Below are 17,371 nucleotides of genomic sequence, written 5' to 3' on the forward strand. Positions count from 1 at the left end.
CCGAGCCGATGAACTTGTCGGCCCCGCACCAGGCGCCGCGGCGCACGCCGCTCGCGCCGGGGGCCGCCGGCCATGGGCACGCCGGGCGTCCCCGCCCCGCGCCGGGCGCCGCAGCGCGCGCCGCTCCGGGCCGGGCGCCGCCGGCCATCGGCTGCCCGCGTCGGGCATCGTCCCGCGCGTCGGCGGCGGGGCGCCGCACCGCACCACATCGCGCCGCACCGCACCACATCGCGCCGCACCGCGCCGCACCGCGCCGCACCGCACCGCACCGCACCACATCGCGCCGCACCGCGCCGCGCCGCACCGCACCGCACCGCACCGCACGGCTCAGCCCTGCCGGGGCCATCCGGCGGGTGCGGGGCGTGTGGGACGCACCGGCACGCACCAGCACGCACCGGCACGCGTGTCACCCAAGTGGTGGGCCGCAGCGTGCGGATTTGCCTGGGGGTGTGCCGTTCACGTACTCTCCTCAGGAAGCCAAAGACCGCTGGTCGTTGCCGTGCACTCGTTCGAGGGCGCGGTGGCCGAAGGATCCGCTGTACATGCGGACGACCCGCGCAGGTGACTGTGGAAGAACTCCCGGAGTGCGCACGCTCGTGCCGTGCGTCCGACCGGTCGAGTCCGCCCCGTGCCCTGCGCCGGGGCGTTTCGTTTTCCCAGTCCTCCTTCGGGTCCGCGCGGTCCGAATCACCCGGAAGGAGGCCGAGGCTCTATGGCGAGGCCCGACAAGGCTGCCGCGGTTGCCGAGCTGACGGACAAGTTCCGCAGCTCCAACGCCGCCGTGCTGACCGAGTACCGCGGTCTCACCGTGGCGCAGCTCAAGACGCTGCGCCGGTCGCTCGGTGAGAACGCCCAGTACGCCGTGGTGAAGAACACGCTGACCAAGATTGCGGCCAACGAGGCCGGGATCACGCTCGACGACCAGCTCTTCGCTGGTCCGACGGCTGTCGCCTTCGTCACCGGTGACCCGGTGGAGTCGGCGAAGGGTCTCCGTGACTTCGCCAAGGACAACCCGAATCTCGTCATCAAGGGCGGTGTCCTTGACGGCAAGGCGCTGTCCGCCGACGAGATCAAGAAGCTTGCGGACCTCGAGTCCCGCGAGGTTCTGCTCTCCAAGCTGGCGGGTGCCTTCAAGGGCAAGCAGTCCCAGGCTGCTTCGCTCTTCCAGGCGCTCCCCTCGAAGCTCGTCCGCACCGTGGACGCGCTTCGCGCCAAGCGCGACGAGCAGGGCGGTGCCGAGTAACTCGGCTCGCTTTCTGACCCGGGCCGCCTAGGCGGCGAGGGTCGCAGCGGGCCGACGTACGCCCGCCACACCCAGTACATCCGGCACCTGCCGAATCAGTGGAAGGATCGCCCATCATGGCGAAGCTCACCCAGGAAGACCTCCTCGCCCAGTTCGAGGAGATGACCCTCATCGAGCTCTCCGAGTTCGTGAAGGCCTTCGAGGAGAAGTTCGACGTCACCGCCGCCGCGGCCGCCCCGGTCGTCGTCGCCGGTGGTGCCGCTGGTGGCGCCGCCGCCGAGGCCGCCGAGGAGAAGGACGAGTTCGACGTCATCCTCACCGGTGCCGGCGACAAGAAGATCCAGGTCATCAAGGTCGTGCGCGAGCTGACCTCCCTCGGCCTGAAGGAGGCCAAGGACCTGGTCGACGGTGCGCCGAAGCCCGTCCTGGAGAAGGTCAACAAGGAGGCCGCGGACAAGGCCAAGGAGTCCCTCGAGGGCGCCGGCGCCTCCGTCGAGGTCAAGTAAGACCTCACGGGTCCGCACGGACTCACGCGCGCCGTCAGCGGCCCGCGGCCCGTCCCGTAGGACGGTCCCAGAAGGGCTGTAACGCGAACGCACCGAAGAGCGATCATCCATCCGGGTGGTCGCTCTTCGGCCTTCCCGGGGGGTGGCTGTGGCGGCCTTGCACCCGACACCGGGAGGGGTAAGGTGATCTTCGCTGTGCCTCTGGAGGCGCCCGGCGGCAGGCCGCACGTGACGATCGCGGCAACCGGTTCGGGCATGGGAGGCCTTGACGAACCGCACGCAGCGCGCAATTCTCAGGACGCGTCGTCACGAGGATCCGAATCCGAGGCATGGATCGACGGCGAAGAGGGCAGTATCAACCTGCGTTGAGGGCAAGCAGGCCATAGGCGGTGACGACGACGAGGGTCTCGGGAAACCGGCACTGGACATCAGTGGGCCAAGTGGCTACACTGACCCTTTGCGCTGCCTGTTAGCTGTCCCCTGCCCGTCACCAGGGGCATGCCCTCGCTCGAACATCGACGACCGGACCGCACCTGACCTGGCCCCTCGGCCACGTCGGGCACCGTCTGTCCCGATGGCCCGGGAGAGGGGCCGGTACGCGCGTAGTGAGTCCGAGCCCTCGGAAGGACCCCCTCTTGGCCGCCTCGCGCAACGCCTCGACCGCGAATACGAACAACGGCGCCAGCACCGCCCCGCTGCGCATTTCCTTTGCAAAGATCAAGGAGCCCCTCGAGGTTCCGAACCTTCTCGCGCTGCAAACCGAGAGCTTCGACTGGCTGCTCGGCAACGACGCGTGGAAGGCTCGCGTCGAGGCGGCTCTGGAGTCCGGTCAGGACGTCCCCACCAAGTCCGGTCTGGAGGAGATCTTCGAGGAGATCTCCCCGATCGAGGACTTCTCCGGGTCGATGTCGCTGACGTTCCGCGACCACCGCTTCGAGCCGCCGAAGAACAGCATCGACGAGTGCAAGGAGCGCGACTTCACGTACGCGGCCCCGCTCTTCGTCACGGCCGAGTTCACCAACAACGAGACCGGCGAGATCAAGTCCCAGACGGTCTTCATGGGCGACTTCCCGCTCATGACCAACAAGGGCACCTTCGTCATCAACGGCACCGAGCGTGTCGTGGTGTCGCAGCTGGTCCGTTCGCCGGGTGTCTACTTCGACTCCTCCATCGACAAGACGTCCGACAAGGACATCTTCTCCGCCAAGATCATCCCCTCCCGGGGCGCCTGGCTGGAGATGGAGATCGACAAGCGCGACATGGTCGGTGTCCGCATCGACCGCAAGCGCAAGCAGTCCGTCACCGTTCTTCTGAAGGCGCTCGGCTGGACCAACGAGCAGATCCTCGAGGAGTTCGGCGAGTACGAGTCGATGCGCGCCACCCTGGAGAAGGACCACACCCAGGGCCAGGACGACGCGCTGCTCGACATCTACCGCAAGCTGCGCCCGGGCGAGCCCCCCACGCGTGAGGCCGCGCAGACGCTGCTCGACAACCTCTACTTCAACCCGAAGCGCTACGACCTCGCCAAGGTCGGCCGCTACAAGGTCAACAAGAAGCTGGGCGCGGACGCGCCGCTGGACGCCGGCATCCTGACCGTCGAGGACATCATCTCGACGATCAAGTACCTGGTGAAGCTGCACGCGGGCGAGACCGAGACCGCCGGTGACAACGGCGGCACGATCGTCGTCGAGACCGACGACATCGACCACTTCGGCAACCGCCGTCTGCGCAGCGTGGGCGAGCTCATCCAGAACCAGGTCCGCACCGGCCTGGCCCGTATGGAGCGCGTCGTCCGCGAGCGGATGACCACCCAGGACGTCGAGGCGATCACGCCGCAGACCCTGATCAACATCCGGCCGGTCGTCGCCTCCATCAAGGAGTTCTTCGGCACCAGCCAGCTGTCGCAGTTCATGGACCAGAACAACCCGCTGTCGGGTCTCACCCACAAGCGCCGCCTGTCGGCCCTTGGCCCGGGTGGTCTCTCCCGCGAGCGGGCCGGCTTCGAGGTCCGTGACGTGCACCCCTCGCACTACGGCCGCATGTGCCCGATCGAGACGCCCGAAGGCCCGAACATCGGTCTGATCGGCTCGCTCGCCTCCTACGGCCGGGTCAACGCGTTCGGCTTCGTCGAGACCCCGTACCGCAAGGTCGTCGACGGCCAGGTCACCGACGACGTCGACTACCTGACCGCCGACGAGGAGGACCGCTTCGTCATCGCGCAGGCCAACGCCACGCTCGGCGACGACATGCGCTTCGCCGAGGCCCGCGTCCTGGTCCGCCGCCGCGGCGGCGAGGTCGACTACGTCAGCCCCGAGGACGTCGACTACATGGACGTCTCGCCGCGCCAGATGGTGTCGGTCGCGACCGCCATGATCCCCTTCCTCGAGCACGACGACGCCAACCGCGCCCTCATGGGCGCGAACATGATGCGCCAGGCCGTTCCGCTCATCAAGAGCGAGGCCCCGCTCGTCGGCACCGGCATGGAGTACCGCTCCGCCGTCGACGCCGGCGACGTCGTCAAGGCCGAGAAGGCCGGTGTGGTCCAGGAGGTCTCCGCGGACTACATCACCACCGCCAACGACGACGGCACCTACATCACCTACCGGCTGGCCAAGTTCGCCCGCTCCAACCAGGGCACCTCGGTCAACCAGAAGGTCATCGTCAACGAGGGCGACCACGTCGTCGCGGGCCAGGTGCTCGCCGACGGTCCCGCCACCGAGAACGGCGAGATGGCCCTCGGCAAGAACCTGCTCGTGGCGTTCATGCCGTGGGAGGGTCACAACTACGAGGACGCGATCATCCTGTCGCAGCGCCTCGTGCAGGACGACGTCCTCTCCTCGATCCACATCGAGGAGCACGAGGTCGACGCCCGTGACACCAAGCTCGGCCCCGAGGAGATCACCCGGGACATCCCGAACGTCTCCGAGGAGGTCCTCGCCGACCTCGACGAGCGCGGCATCATCCGCATCGGCGCCGACGTCGTCGCCGGCGACATCCTGGTCGGCAAGGTCACGCCCAAGGGCGAGACCGAGCTGACCCCGGAGGAGCGCCTGCTGCGCGCCATCTTCGGCGAGAAGGCCCGTGAGGTCCGTGACACCTCGCTGAAGGTCCCGCACGGCGAGATCGGCAAGGTCATCGGCGTCCGCCTCTTCGACCGCGAGGAGGGCGACGAGCTGCCGCCGGGCGTGAACCAGCTGGTGCGCGTCTACGTCGCGCAGAAGCGCAAGATCACCGACGGTGACAAGCTCGCCGGCCGCCACGGCAACAAGGGCGTCATCTCCAAGATCCTGCCGATCGAGGACATGCCGTTCCTGGAGGACGGCACCCCGGTCGACATCATCCTGAACCCGCTCGGCGTCCCGTCCCGAATGAACCCGGGACAGGTCCTGGAGATCCACCTCGGCTGGCTCGCCAGCCGCGGCTGGGACGTCTCCGGCCTCGCGGAGGAGTGGGCGCAGCGTCTGCAGGCCATCGGCGCCGACCAGGTCGCCCCCGGCACCAACGTCGCCACCCCGGTCTTCGACGGTGCGCGCGAGGACGAGCTGGCGGGTCTGCTGCAGCACACCATCCCGAACCGGGACGGCGAGCGCATGGTGCTCCCGACCGGCAAGGCGCGGCTGTTCGACGGCCGCAGCGGTGAGCCGTTCCCGGACCCGATCTCGGTCGGCTACATGTACATCCTGAAGCTGCACCACCTGGTCGACGACAAGCTGCACGCCCGTTCGACCGGTCCGTACTCGATGATCACCCAGCAGCCGCTGGGCGGTAAGGCGCAGTTCGGCGGCCAGCGGTTCGGCGAGATGGAGGTGTGGGCACTCGAGGCGTACGGCGCCGCCTACGCCCTCCAGGAGCTGCTGACCATCAAGTCCGACGACGTCACCGGCCGCGTGAAGGTCTACGAGGCCATCGTCAAGGGCGAGAACATCCCCGAGCCCGGCATCCCCGAGTCCTTCAAGGTGCTCATCAAGGAGATGCAGTCCCTCTGCCTGAACGTGGAGGTGCTGTCCAGCGACGGTATGTCCATCGAGATGCGCGACACCGACGAGGATGTCTTCCGCGCCGCGGAGGAGCTCGGCATCGACCTGTCCCGGCGCGAGCCGAGCAGCGTCGAAGAGGTCTGACGGGAGTCCGGCAGGGGCCTCGCCGATGAGTGAGGCCCCCGCCGACCCCCAGGCCCCCGTTTCAGACCACAGACTTACGACCCTGAGAGGGATTGACGCATAGTGCTCGACGTCAACTTCTTCGACGAGCTCCGGATCGGCCTGGCCACCGCTGACGACATCCGTCAGTGGAGCCACGGCGAGGTCAAGAAGCCCGAGACCATCAACTACCGCACCCTCAAGCCGGAAAAGGACGGGCTCTTCTGCGAGAAGATCTTCGGCCCCACCCGGGACTGGGAGTGCTACTGCGGCAAGTACAAGCGCGTGCGCTTCAAGGGCATCATCTGCGAGCGCTGTGGCGTCGAGGTCACGCGCGCCAAGGTGCGCCGTGAGCGGATGGGCCACATCGAGCTGGCCGCCCCCGTCACCCACATCTGGTACTTCAAGGGCGTCCCGAGCCGGCTGGGCTACCTGCTGGACCTCGCCCCGAAGGACCTGGAGAAGGTCATCTACTTCGCGGCGTACATGATCACGTACGTCGACGAGGAGCGCCGCACCCGCGACCTGCCCTCGCTGGAGGCCCACGTCTCCGTCGAGCGCCAGCAGATCGAGCAGCGCCGCGACGCCGACCTGGAGGCCCGCGCCAAGAAGCTCGAGACCGACCTGGCCGAGCTGGAGGCCGAGGGCGCCAAGGCCGATGTGCGCCGCAAGGTGCGCGAGGGCGCCGAGCGCGAGATGAAGCAGCTGCGCGACCGCGCGCAGCGCGAGATCGACCGCCTCGACGAGGTCTGGACCCGGTTCAAGAACCTCAAGGTCCAGGACCTGGAGGGCGACGAGCTGCTCTACCGCGAGCTGCGTGACCGCTTCGGCACGTACTTCGACGGTTCGATGGGCGCCGCGGCGCTGCAGAAGCGCCTGGAGTCCTTCGACCTGGAGGAGGAGGCGGAGAAGCTCCGCGAGATCATCCGCACCGGCAAGGGCCAGAAGAAGACCCGTGCCCTCAAGCGGCTGAAGGTCGTCTCCGCGTTCCTGCAGACCTCCAACAGCCCCAAGGGCATGGTCCTGGACTGCGTCCCGGTCATCCCGCCGGACCTGCGTCCGATGGTGCAGCTGGACGGTGGCCGCTTCGCGACCTCCGACCTGAACGACCTGTACCGCCGTGTCATCAACCGCAACAACCGCCTGAAGCGGCTTCTCGACCTCGGCGCGCCCGAGATCATTGTGAACAACGAGAAGCGCATGCTCCAGGAGGCCGTCGACGCGCTCTTCGACAACGGCCGCCGCGGCCGCCCGGTCACGGGCCCCGGCAACCGTCCGCTGAAGTCGCTGTCCGACATGCTCAAGGGCAAGCAGGGCCGCTTCCGTCAGAACCTGCTCGGCAAGCGAGTCGACTACTCGGCGCGTTCCGTCATCGTCGTCGGCCCGCAGCTCAAGCTGCACCAGTGCGGTCTGCCCAAGGCGATGGCCCTTGAGCTGTTCAAGCCGTTCGTGATGAAGCGCCTGGTGGACCTCAACCACGCGCAGAACATCAAGAGCGCCAAGCGCATGGTCGAGCGCGGCCGCACGGTCGTGTACGACGTGCTGGAAGAGGTCATCGCGGAGCACCCGGTTCTGCTGAACCGTGCGCCCACGCTGCACCGCCTCGGCATCCAGGCCTTCGAGCCGCAGCTGGTCGAGGGCAAGGCCATCCAGATCCACCCGCTCGTGTGCACCGCGTTCAACGCGGACTTCGACGGCGACCAGATGGCCGTGCACCTGCCGCTGTCCGCGGAGGCGCAGGCCGAGGCCCGCATCCTGATGCTGTCCTCGAACAACATCCTCAAGCCCGCCGACGGCCGTCCGGTGACGATGCCGACCCAGGACATGGTCCTCGGTCTGTTCTTCCTCACCACCGACGGCGAGATGCGGGACGTCAAGGGCGAGGGCCGGTCGTTCGCTTCGGTCGCCGAGGCGATCATGGCGTTCGACGCCGGCGAGCTGTCCCTGCAGTCGAAGGTCGACATCCGCTTCCCGGTGGGCACCATCCCGCCGCGCGGCTGGACCCCGCCGGCCCGCGAAGAGGGCGAGCCGGAGTGGCAGCAGGGTGACACCTTCCGCCTCCAGACGACGCTGGGCCGCGCGCTCTTCAACGAGCTGCTGCCCGAGGACTACCCGTTCGTCGACTACGAGGTCGGCAAGAAGCAGCTCTCCGAGATCGTCAACGACCTCGCCGAGCGCTACCCGAAGGTCATCGTGGCGGCGACGCTCGACAACCTGAAGGCGGCCGGCTTCTACTGGGCCACCCGCTCCGGCGTCACCGTCGCCATCTCCGACGTCGTCGTTCCCGAGGCGAAGAAGGAGATCGTCAAGGGCTACGAGGCGCAGGACGAGAAGGTCCAGAAGCAGTACGAGCGCGGTCTGATCACCAAGGACGAGCGCACGCAGGAGCTCATCGCGATCTGGACCAAGGCGACCAACGAGGTCGCCGAGGCGATGAACGACAACTTCCCGAAGACCAACCCGATCTTCATGATGGTGAACTCGGGTGCACGAGGCAACATGATGCAGATGCGTCAGATCGCCGGTATGCGTGGTCTGGTGTCGAACGCGAAGAACGAGACGATCCCGCGTCCGATCAAGGCGTCGTTCCGTGAGGGCCTGTCCGTGCTGGAGTACTTCATCTCCACCCACGGCGCCCGTAAGGGTCTGGCGGACACCGCTCTGCGTACCGCCGACTCGGGTTACCTCACCCGTCGTCTGGTCGACGTCTCCCAGGACGTCATCATCCGCGAGGAGGACTGCGGCACCGACCGCGGCCTCAAGCTCAAGATCGCGGAGCGGGGCGCGGACGGCGTGCTGCGCAAGGCGGACGACGTCGAGACGTCCGTGTACGCGCGCTGCCTCGCCGAGGACATCGTCGTCGACGGCCAGGTGCTGGCCCCGGCCGGCACCGACCTCGGTGACGTGCTCATCGAGGAGCTGGTCGGCCGCGGCGTCGAGGAGGTCAAGACCCGCTCGGTCCTGACCTGCGAGTCCGCCGTGGGCACCTGCGCCATGTGCTACGGCCGTTCGCTGGCCACCGGCAAGCTGGTCGACATCGGCGAGGCGGTCGGCATCATCGCCGCCCAGTCCATCGGTGAGCCCGGCACCCAGCTGACGATGCGTACCTTCCACACCGGTGGTGTGGCCGGTGACGACATCACCCAGGGTCTGCCGCGTGTCGTCGAGCTCTTCGAGGCCCGTACCCCGAAGGGTGTCGCCCCGATCTCCGAGGCGGCCGGCCGCGTCCGGATCGAGGAGACCGAGAAGACCAAGAAGATCGTCATCACGCCGGACGACGGCAGCGACGAGACGGCGTACCCGATCTCGAAGCGCGCCCGTCTGCTGGTCGGCGAGGGCGACCACGTCGAGGTGGGCCAGAAGCTCACCGTGGGCGCCACCAACCCGCACGACGTGCTGCGCATCCTCGGCCAGCGCGCCGTCCAGGTCCACCTGGTCGGCGAGGTCCAGCGGGTGTACAACTCGCAGGGTGTGTCGATCCACGACAAGCACATCGAGATCATCATCCGGCAGATGCTGCGCCGCGTGACGATCATCGAGTCCGGCGACGCCGAGCTGCTGCCCGGCGAGCTGGTCGAGCGCTCGAAGTTCGAGCAGGAGAACCGTCGTGTGGTCCAGGAGGGCGGTCACCCGGCCTCCGGTCGTCCGCAGCTGATGGGTATCACCAAGGCCTCGCTGGCGACGGAATCCTGGCTGTCGGCCGCCTCCTTCCAGGAGACGACCCGAGTCCTGACGGACGCGGCGATCAACGCCAAGTCCGACAGCCTCATCGGCCTCAAGGAGAACGTCATCATCGGTAAGCTCATCCCGGCCGGTACGGGTCTGTCCCGCTACCGCAACATCCGGGTGGAGCCGACCGAGGAGGCCAAGGCCGCGATGTACTCGGCCGTCGGCTACGACGACATCGACTACTCGCCGTTCGGCACGGGCTCCGGCCAGGCCGTCCCGCTGGAGGACTACGACTACGGTCCGTACAACCAGTAAGCGAGCGATCGCTTGAACTGAAGGGCGGTCACCCTGCGGGGTGGCCGCCCTTCGGCGTGTTCGGTGTGCTCGGCGGGCTGCCGCCGGCCGTTGACGCCGCCGGCCGTTGACGCCGTCGGCCGGTGGCGTCGTCGGCCGAGGGGCACGGTCGGCCGACGACGCCGGTGATCAGCGGCGCAGCCGCAGATACGGCTCCAGGGCGGCGAGCCGGGCGTCGTGATCGGGGTGCGAGGACAGCAGCCGGGCCAGAGGGCCCGGCTGCTTCAGCTTCTGCCCCCGTGCGAGGGCGGCGGCCTTCGCGCTCTCCTCCTCCAGCCGGGAGTGGTGGATCACCTCGGCCAGCCGGTGGGCGAACCCCAGCTCGGCGGCCTGCTGGTCGGCGCGCAGCTCACCGCGCCGGCCGACGTAGGCGAGCAGATAGGGCGCGGCCACCAGCGGGATCGTGATGTACCAGGCGACGACGAAGCCGGCGATCACCGTGAAGCCGAGGACGAGGTACACGATCCCGGCGGCGGCCAGGGAGAACACGCCGGCGACGGCGATCGCGACACGGGCCAGCCCCCGCGTCACCGCCCAGGCGATCCGGCCGGGCAGCGAGTACCAGTAGCCGAGCAGGCCCGCCCAGGCGTGACCGGCGGTGTGGTGGCCCAGCTCGTGGGCGAGCACCGCGGCCAGGTTGCCGCTCGGGATCCGGTTCAGCGCGTACGTCGTGACGCCGACGACGTGCCCGGCCACCGCGACCGCGTTCAGGCCGTCGCTGTTCTCCACCATCAGCTCGTAGGTGTGCGCCTCGATGCCCGCGCGCGCCGTCACCTCCCGCCAGACCGGCTCCAGCCGCGCCCGCTCGTCGGCCGTGGGCACGCGCAGCTTGAGCACGTGCCGGGCGAACGCCAGCTCGGTGGGCCGGTGGAAGACGAGGGCGCCGCTGGCCAGCCAGGCCAGCACGACGACGGTGCCGACGACGTGCCCGCAGATGCCGAGGGCGAACGAACTCACCACGGCGAGGCTGACCAGGAACCCCGGTATCTGCACCGCCAGCCGCCCGATGGCGGTGGCGTCGGCGCCCCGCTGGTGCTCGGCGACCAGCACCCGCGCGCCGCGGTGCCGGTAGTCGAGGTCGTCCGGAGCCGGCTCGGGCGGCGCGCCGGGCGCGCCCGGCGTGGGGGGAACGGTCTGCGACGGCACACCGGGGTGGGGCGGCGGCGCGGCGACGCCGCCCGGGAGGAACGGCGGCACGGCCCCCTGCGGGTACGGCGGGGCTGCCGGCGCGGGGTGGGCCGCTGAGCCAGCGCCCGGGTAGGCCGGCGCGCCAGCGGGCTGGACCGGGTACGGGGGCGGTGCGGGCTGGGCCGGGTACGGGGGCGGGGCCGGGGACGCCGGGTGGGCCGTCGTCCCGGGGCCGGGGTAGGCCGTCGTGACGGCGGGCTGGGGCGGGTAGGGCGGCGGTGCGGGTTCGGCCGGGTACGGGGGTGGGGCCGAGGGCGGTGGGGACACCGGGTGGTCGGCCGCGCCGGTGCCCGGGCGGGCCGGCGCGCCCGTGGGTTCGGCGGGGTAGGGCGGAGGGGCGGGCTGGTCCGGGTACGGCGGCGGAGCCGGGGGCGTCGGGTGGGCCGTAGCGTCGGGGCCGGGGTAGGCCGGCGCGCCGGTGGGTTCGGCCGGGTACGGCGGCGGGGTCGGGGGCTCCGGGTGGGTCGTTGCGCCGGTGCCCGGGTAGGCCGGCGCGCCCGTGGGTTCGGCGGGGTAGGGCGGTGGTGCGGGCTGGTCCGGGTAGGGCGGAGCCGCCGATGGGGCCGGGGGCGTCGCGTGGGCTGTTGCGCCGGTGCCCGGGTGGGCCGGCGCGCCCGTGGGTTCGGCGGGGTACGGCGGTGGTGCGGGCTGGGCCGGGTAGGGCGGAGCCGCCGGCGGGGTCGGGGGCGTCGGCGGTAACGGGGTGGCCGGGTACTCGGGTGCGGCAGCGGCGCCCGGGTAGCGCGGGGCGGCGCCGGGGGAGGGCGGTGCGGTGTCGTCCGGGTACGGGGGCGCGGCGCCCGGGTACTGCGGGGCCGGGGCGGGCGCGGCGGGGCCGGGGTGCGGTGGCTCGGCCGGGCGGGGGGCGGCCGGCGGCACGGCCGGGTCCGGGGACTGGGGCATGGGGCGGGGCTCCTTCGGTGGTGCGGTGACGTCGGGCCGGCTCAGCCGATGAGCGGGGCGGCGGGCAGCAGGAAGGCCCCCGCGCAGTAGGCGATCAGGCCGCTGCGGATCCACCGGTGCTTGCTCGCGGCGATCCGGCTGGTGGCGGTCAGGGCGGCCAGCAGCCCGGCGGTGGGATCGCGGTCGGTGTCGGCGAGCGCCTCGGCCAGGCGGCCCGCGCGCACCGCCTGCTGGATGTCGCCGAAGTAGCACAGCGGGCGTCCGGCCGCCCAGGACCCGGTGTCGTAGCGGGGCAGCACGGCGAGCAGCAGCGCGCCCAGGGACAGGGCGAGGGCGGCGGTGCCGGCCCACCAGACGACGGCGCCGGGGGCGGACAGCTCGCCCGGCGACCAGTTCCGCCCGGACAGCAGCCCGGTGAACACGCCCGCCGTCACGCCGAGGGCCGCCACCAGCACGGACGCCTTGGCGTCGGCACGGGCGATCTCGCCGCGCAGTTCGCCCAGCAGCCGTTCGGCGGCCCGGCCGCCGGGTCCGCCGCCGGGCGCCGTCGCCGGCCGCGCGGCCGTCGTGGGGTCCGGGGCGTTCACGCGGGGTCCGTCCCGGTCCCGTCGGACTCGGGCCGGGCCGGGCGCGCCGCGGGGCCGTCGGCAGCGGCGGGCGCCTGTCCGGGCGGCGGCGGTACGACCGGCGCCGGACCGGCGGCCACGGGCGGCACCGGGGGCGGCACCAGGGCGGCCTGCCCGTACGCCCCGGCGTACCCCGGCGCGGCCGGACCGTACGGCGGGGGCGCGGGCGCGGCCGGCGGGACGTACGGCGGCTGTTGGGGCGCCGGCCCGGACCCCGCGTACGGCGACTGCGGCACCGGGGGCGGCACCGGGGCGTACGGCGGCTGCGGCGGGACCGGCGGTGCTCCGGCGTACGGCGGCTGCGGGGGGAGGGGCGGATTCCCGGCGTAGGGGGGCGCGCCTCCGCCCGGGAAGGGCGCCGCGTGGGGCTGTGTCGGCGGCAGCGGGCCCGGCGGCCCCGAGGGGGGCTCCGGGGCGGCGGGCGTGCCGGGAGGGCCGTACGGCGGTGTCTGGGGCGCCGCGCCGGCCGGGAGCGCCGGGGGCGGTGGCTGCGCCGCCCGGTCCTGCTGCTGGATGAGGTCGTCGACGGAGCGCAGCACCGACCGCGCCGACTCCGCCTTCTGGAAGTCCTCCAGCGTGTCCCCGGCGATCAGCTGCAACTGCTCGCGGATGGCGCCGAGCTGGTTCTTCTGCAGGGCGCCGATCACCATCTGGGTGTCCATGGGGTGCTGGGCGAGGTGCAGTGCCCAGGCGGCGACGCCGCCGTGCTGCAGGTGGTACTGGTAGAAGGCGATCTTCTGGGCGATCAGCTGCTGCGACTGCTGCTGGCGCAGCCACTCCAGTTCGTGCTCCTGCTGGGCCTGGCGGAGCCGGAACTCGTGCTCGGGATCGAGCATCTCGCTCTCGTAGCGCAGGGCCCGCTTGCGCCGCCGGTGCGCGATCGCCTCGTCGTCCAGGCGCAGCCGCACCACGCACGTCACGTCGAGGCCGGTGCCCGCGGCGAACCGGCCCTCGGCCCGGACCGCCTCCAGCACGGCCTGTTCGGCGTCGGGGCTGTCCTCGATGGAGAAGCGCCGGGTGATCGGGCGGGCCAGTTGCTGCAGCTCCCGGTCGAGCCGGGTGGGCACGTCGCGTTCGCCGCAGGCCACGAAGGCGACCGGATCGGCCACCCGCCAGGTCAGGTCGGCGACGGCGCCGAAGGAGAACGCGTCGTCGTCGCTCGGCAGCCGCAGCTCCAGCTGGACGGGATGGCTGCCCATGTCCACCTCGTACACCGAGGTGTAGCGCCGGGTCGCCGCCTCCGCGCGGCTGGGCCGGTGCGGCGGCATGAAGACGTCGTAGGCGCCGCCCGCGGTGACGAAGACCAGCGCGTGGTCGATCGCGCCGACCTGTCTGCGGGCGACGTAGTCGAAGCGGGAGATCGGGCGCACGGTCAGCACCGGGTCGATCAGGGTGCTGTGCCGGTCGGCGTCCTGCTGCCACTCCGGCCGTCGGCGGAAGTCCGCCATGGGTCAACTCCTTGTGCGAATACGTGTGTTCAGTGCGTGGGCGCCGGGTGCAGCACCGTGAGCAGATGGTCGGCCAGCGGCGGGCGCCGGCCGTCCTCGGCGCGCAGCGTGCGCAGTTCGTGGTCGAGCCGCTTGCGGTCGTCGGCGGTGACCACGAGGGCGGGCAGCAGCAGCTCCAGGGCGCGGGCGGCGTCCGCGCGGCGGCCGGCGACGTACACCCAGGTGTGCAGGGCGTCCAGGGCCGGGCGGGTGTGGGCGCGGTCGTTGAGGGCGGTGCGCCACAGGGTGGCGAGGTCGCCGGCCGCGTCCGCCTCGTACATGCCGCTCTCGGCGTACCAGCCGACGAGCGCGCCGTCCTCGGCGTTGTCGCAGGCGCGGACGAACGCGCCGAGGGCCAGGTCGCGGACGGCCGCGGTGTCCTGGTACAGCAGCCGGACGAACTCGGAGAGCACCTCGCCGCGCCGCCGGCCGGGGCCGCCGGACAGCAGCAGGGCGGCGGACTCGGTGAGGTTCTCCCGCTCGGCCCGGTCGCCGGCGTCCGCGCGGGCCCGCCCGGCGAGCGCGGCGAGCGCGGGCGCGGCCAGGTCCGGGCGGAGCGGGGCGAGCAGTCCGAAGGCGCGGATGGCCGTCCAGCGCCGGCCGCCGTGCCCGTCGGAGCACCACTGGGTGAGCAGCCGCAGCACCACGGGCGCGCCGAGGAGCTGGGCGAGGGTGAGGGTGTTGGCGGCGGTGACCCGCGGCCCGTAGGCGCGCGAGGTGGCCCAGGGATCGACGAGGTGGGCCATCGTCGAGGGCAGGTCGGCCGCGGCGAGCAGCGCGGTGGCGGCGGCCGCGCGGGTGCGCACCAGGGGCCGTCCGTCGCGGGCGAGGCCCCTGATCCACTCCACGAGCGCGGGCCGGGCGGAGGGGTGCCGGGTCCAGACCTCGGTGAGCAGCACGCGCGGGGTGCGCTCCTCCAGGAAACCGGCCGTGAACTGGGTGACCGTCCCCCATTCGGTCGCCTCGCCGCGCACTTCCCCCACGGCGCGGGCGAACGCCAGCCGGTCGGCCGCCGCCGGTCCGAACACCGGGATCTCGGGCGGTTGTTCGGGGTGCTGGAGTTCCTGGAAGTGGACGTAGAGCAGATCGGCGAGTTCGGCGGCCAGGACGTAGGGGGCCTGGTCGAAGACGGCGAGCGAGATGAGGAAGGCCTTGTCGCGCAGGCCGGTGGCCGGGTCGCCGAGCCAGTCGCGGCACTGCTTCTCCACCGCGGCCTGCCCGAAGTCGGTGAGCCGGGCCAGGGCCTGTTCGCTCCCGTCGTACGCGGCGAGCGCCTCGGCGAACGCGGCGGCCTCGGCCGGGTGCCGGCCGGCCGCCAGGAACTCGGCCACCGGCGGGAGGGCGAGCAGCCGCTCCGGGTCACCGCCGCCCGGCCGGCGCCGTGCGAGATGGGCCCGTACGACGTCCTCGGCGCCCGGCGGCGTCCAGGCGCAGGCGGTGACGCCGGGCAGGTGCGGGGAGTTCTCGACGGTGACGACGAGGTGGCCGTCGCACTTCTCCAACTGCTCGCGGGCCGCGTACAGGTGGGTGTCGCGCAGCGGGCGGTTGCGGCTCAGGGGCAGGTCCCGCAGCACGTGCCCGCCGGGCCGGGTGAGCCGGCCGGCCAGCGCTCCGGGGGTGGTCTCCGGGTCCAGGGCGTGCACGGCGGGCACGCCGAGGCGGTGCAGCAGCATCAGCGCGGCGGCGTAGCGGCCGGTGGCGTGCGCGCCGGACAGGACGAGGATCCGCTCCTCGCGCAGCCGGCGCAGGGCGTCAGCGAAGGCGGGGCCGTCGGCGAAGACCGCGGCCAGCGTCTCCAGAAAGGCCCGGGGTATCTCGCCGGTGGCGTGCGCGGCGGCGTCGGCCGGACCGTGGTAGTGGTGCTCGGTCCGGCCGCCCAGGTAGACGTCGCCGTCGACCCGGCCGCCGGACACGCCGTGCTGGGCGCCGCCGACCAGGCTGCCGCCGAAGGCCGCGCTGTCCCCGAGGATGAAGCCCGGGGTGTGCGCGAACAGTTCCCGCTGCGCGGCCCGCGCCTCCTGGGGGAGTTCCTCGGTGCGCTCCTCCTCCGGTCCGGGGGCGCCGGGCGCGGGCCGCTGCCCGGGTCCGGGGCCGGCGGCCGGGGGAGCGTCGTGGGGCGGTTGCGCCGCCTCGGGCCCCGTCACGCGTCCTCCCCCGCCGAACCGCCGAGCCGTACGTCGCCGGTGACCTGCCCGCCGGACACGCCGTGCTGGTCGCCGGCGACCAGGCTGCCGCCGAAGCGGGGCGCTCCGCCGGTGAAGTGGAAGACGGGCCCCGCGGGGGCGTGTCCTCCCGGGGCGGCGCCTCCGGGGACGGTCTGCGCGGGCTGTGCGGGCTGTGCGGCCTGCGCGGTCTGCGCGGACGCCGTGGTCCCCTGGCGCACGGGCCCGGCGGCGTCCGCGTCCGCACGGCCGTCCGCCGCCGACCCGTCCGCCGTCGCCGTCGTCCCGCCCGCCGCCGTCCCATCAGCCGTCGTCGCCGTGGTCCCGGCCGCCGTCTCCGTCCGGGGGCGTGACCCCGGTGCCGGGCCGTCCCCCGAGGCACCCGGCACCGGGGTCTCCCCCGCCCCCGTTCCACAGTGGTCGTCGCCGTCGGGCACCGGGCCGTGCAGCCAGGCGCGCAGCGGGCCGTTCTTGCTGTCCAGCGTCACCGGACGGAAGTCGGCGGCGGGCACGCCGGGGTGGTCGTGGCGCACGATCCCGGCGTGCACGCCCTCCGACACGCACAGCGCGAAGCCGTCCGGGCGGGACCGCAGCGCCTCGCGCAGCAGCTGGGCGTCGAGCAGCCGGCAGGCGTGGTTCAGATCGGAGCCGACCCAGCCGCCGTGCTCGTCGACGGCCACGTAGCCGCCGGCCACCACGCCCCGCAGCCGGATCTGCGCGGTGCTGGACGCCATCCGGTTGTACGCGTGCAGCTGCGCCGGCACCTCGGTCAGCAGCGCCCGCAGCAGCGACCGTACGGAGGCGCCCGCGTCGATCAGCTCCATCACCGAGTCGCCCCGGTCCGCCCGTGACCGCAGGGTCTCCGCGATGCCGGCGGCCTCCAGCGTGCGGTCGGCGATGTCGTAGAGCTTGCGCCGCAGCATCGCCTGGGCGACGTCGTCCCGGTCGCTGTACTTCTCGATGTCGAGCAGGAGGATCGTCCGGCTCAAGGGGTCGGTCATGGTCGCCTTTCGATGGCTGGTCCTCGGTACCGCGCGGGGCGTCGGCCGGGGGACCGGGGCGCCGCCCGCGGCAGCAGGATGGTCCGCCCGGCG

9 protein-coding genes are annotated in these 17,371 nt (G+C 72.2%); 4 read left to right on the forward strand and 5 right to left on the reverse strand.

What is annotated here, in order from left to right; genetic code table 11:
• Window positions 1-712 precede the first annotated feature (712 nt).
• From rplJ to K7787_RS30105, 4 genes are all read left to right on the forward strand, one after another.
• Window positions 713-1,243 carry a 50S ribosomal protein L10 gene (gene rplJ, locus K7787_RS30090; protein ID WP_009190103.1) on the forward strand — a complete coding sequence of 177 codons (531 nt, stop codon included), beginning with the start codon at window positions 713-715 and terminating at the stop codon, window positions 1,241-1,243.
• 116 nt (window positions 1,244-1,359) lie between these two features.
• Window positions 1,360-1,749 carry a 50S ribosomal protein L7/L12 gene (gene rplL, locus K7787_RS30095; RefSeq protein ID WP_019980900.1) on the forward strand — a complete coding sequence of 130 codons (390 nt, stop codon included), beginning with the start codon at window positions 1,360-1,362 and terminating at the stop codon, window positions 1,747-1,749.
• 635 nt (window positions 1,750-2,384) lie between these two features.
• The gene (rpoB, locus tag K7787_RS30100; protein ID WP_019980899.1) at window positions 2,385-5,870 is read left to right on the forward strand and encodes a DNA-directed RNA polymerase subunit beta; all 3,486 of its coding nucleotides are present in this window, start codon (window positions 2,385-2,387) and stop codon (window positions 5,868-5,870) included.
• A gap of 102 nt (window positions 5,871-5,972) precedes the next feature.
• Entirely contained in the window at window positions 5,973-9,872 is a 3,900-nt protein-coding gene (locus K7787_RS30105) for a DNA-directed RNA polymerase subunit beta' (protein ID WP_009190106.1), read from the forward strand.
• A gap of 168 nt (window positions 9,873-10,040) precedes the next feature.
• On the opposite strand, the gene K7787_RS30110 is transcribed toward K7787_RS30105, so the two are convergent.
• The 5 genes from K7787_RS30110 to K7787_RS30130 all read right to left on the reverse strand — a co-directional run bounded on the left by K7787_RS30110 (window position 10,041) and on the right by K7787_RS30130 (window position 17,278).
• Window positions 10,041-11,108: a M48 family metalloprotease gene (locus K7787_RS30110; RefSeq protein WP_308036500.1), complete on the reverse strand. Its 1,068-nt coding sequence runs from the start codon at window positions 11,106-11,108 to the stop codon at window positions 10,041-10,043.
• 935 nt (window positions 11,109-12,043) lie between these two features.
• Window positions 12,044-12,589 (reverse strand): Pycsar system effector family protein, encoded by a 546-nt coding sequence (locus K7787_RS30115; RefSeq protein WP_223003572.1) that lies wholly within the window; start codon window positions 12,587-12,589, stop codon window positions 12,044-12,046.
• Window positions 12,586-14,076, reverse strand: a complete 1,491-nt coding sequence (locus K7787_RS30120) for a hypothetical protein (RefSeq protein ID WP_223003573.1) — start codon at window positions 14,074-14,076, stop codon at window positions 12,586-12,588. Before K7787_RS30120 ends, K7787_RS30115 begins: the two co-directional genes overlap by 4 nt.
• A 29-nt stretch (window positions 14,077-14,105) precedes the next feature.
• Complete coding sequence (locus K7787_RS30125; RefSeq protein ID WP_223003574.1) at window positions 14,106-16,259, reverse strand: hypothetical protein; 2,154 nt, start codon at window positions 16,257-16,259, stop codon at window positions 14,106-14,108.
• Window positions 16,256-17,278: a hypothetical protein gene (locus K7787_RS30130; protein ID WP_223003575.1), complete on the reverse strand. Its 1,023-nt coding sequence runs from the start codon at window positions 17,276-17,278 to the stop codon at window positions 16,256-16,258. Before K7787_RS30130 ends, K7787_RS30125 begins: the two co-directional genes overlap by 4 nt.
• Window positions 17,279-17,371: the final 93 nt, after the last annotated feature.

The organism is Streptomyces sennicomposti (assembly GCF_019890635.1).
GTDB lineage: Bacteria > Actinomycetota > Actinomycetes > Streptomycetales > Streptomycetaceae > Streptomyces > Streptomyces sennicomposti.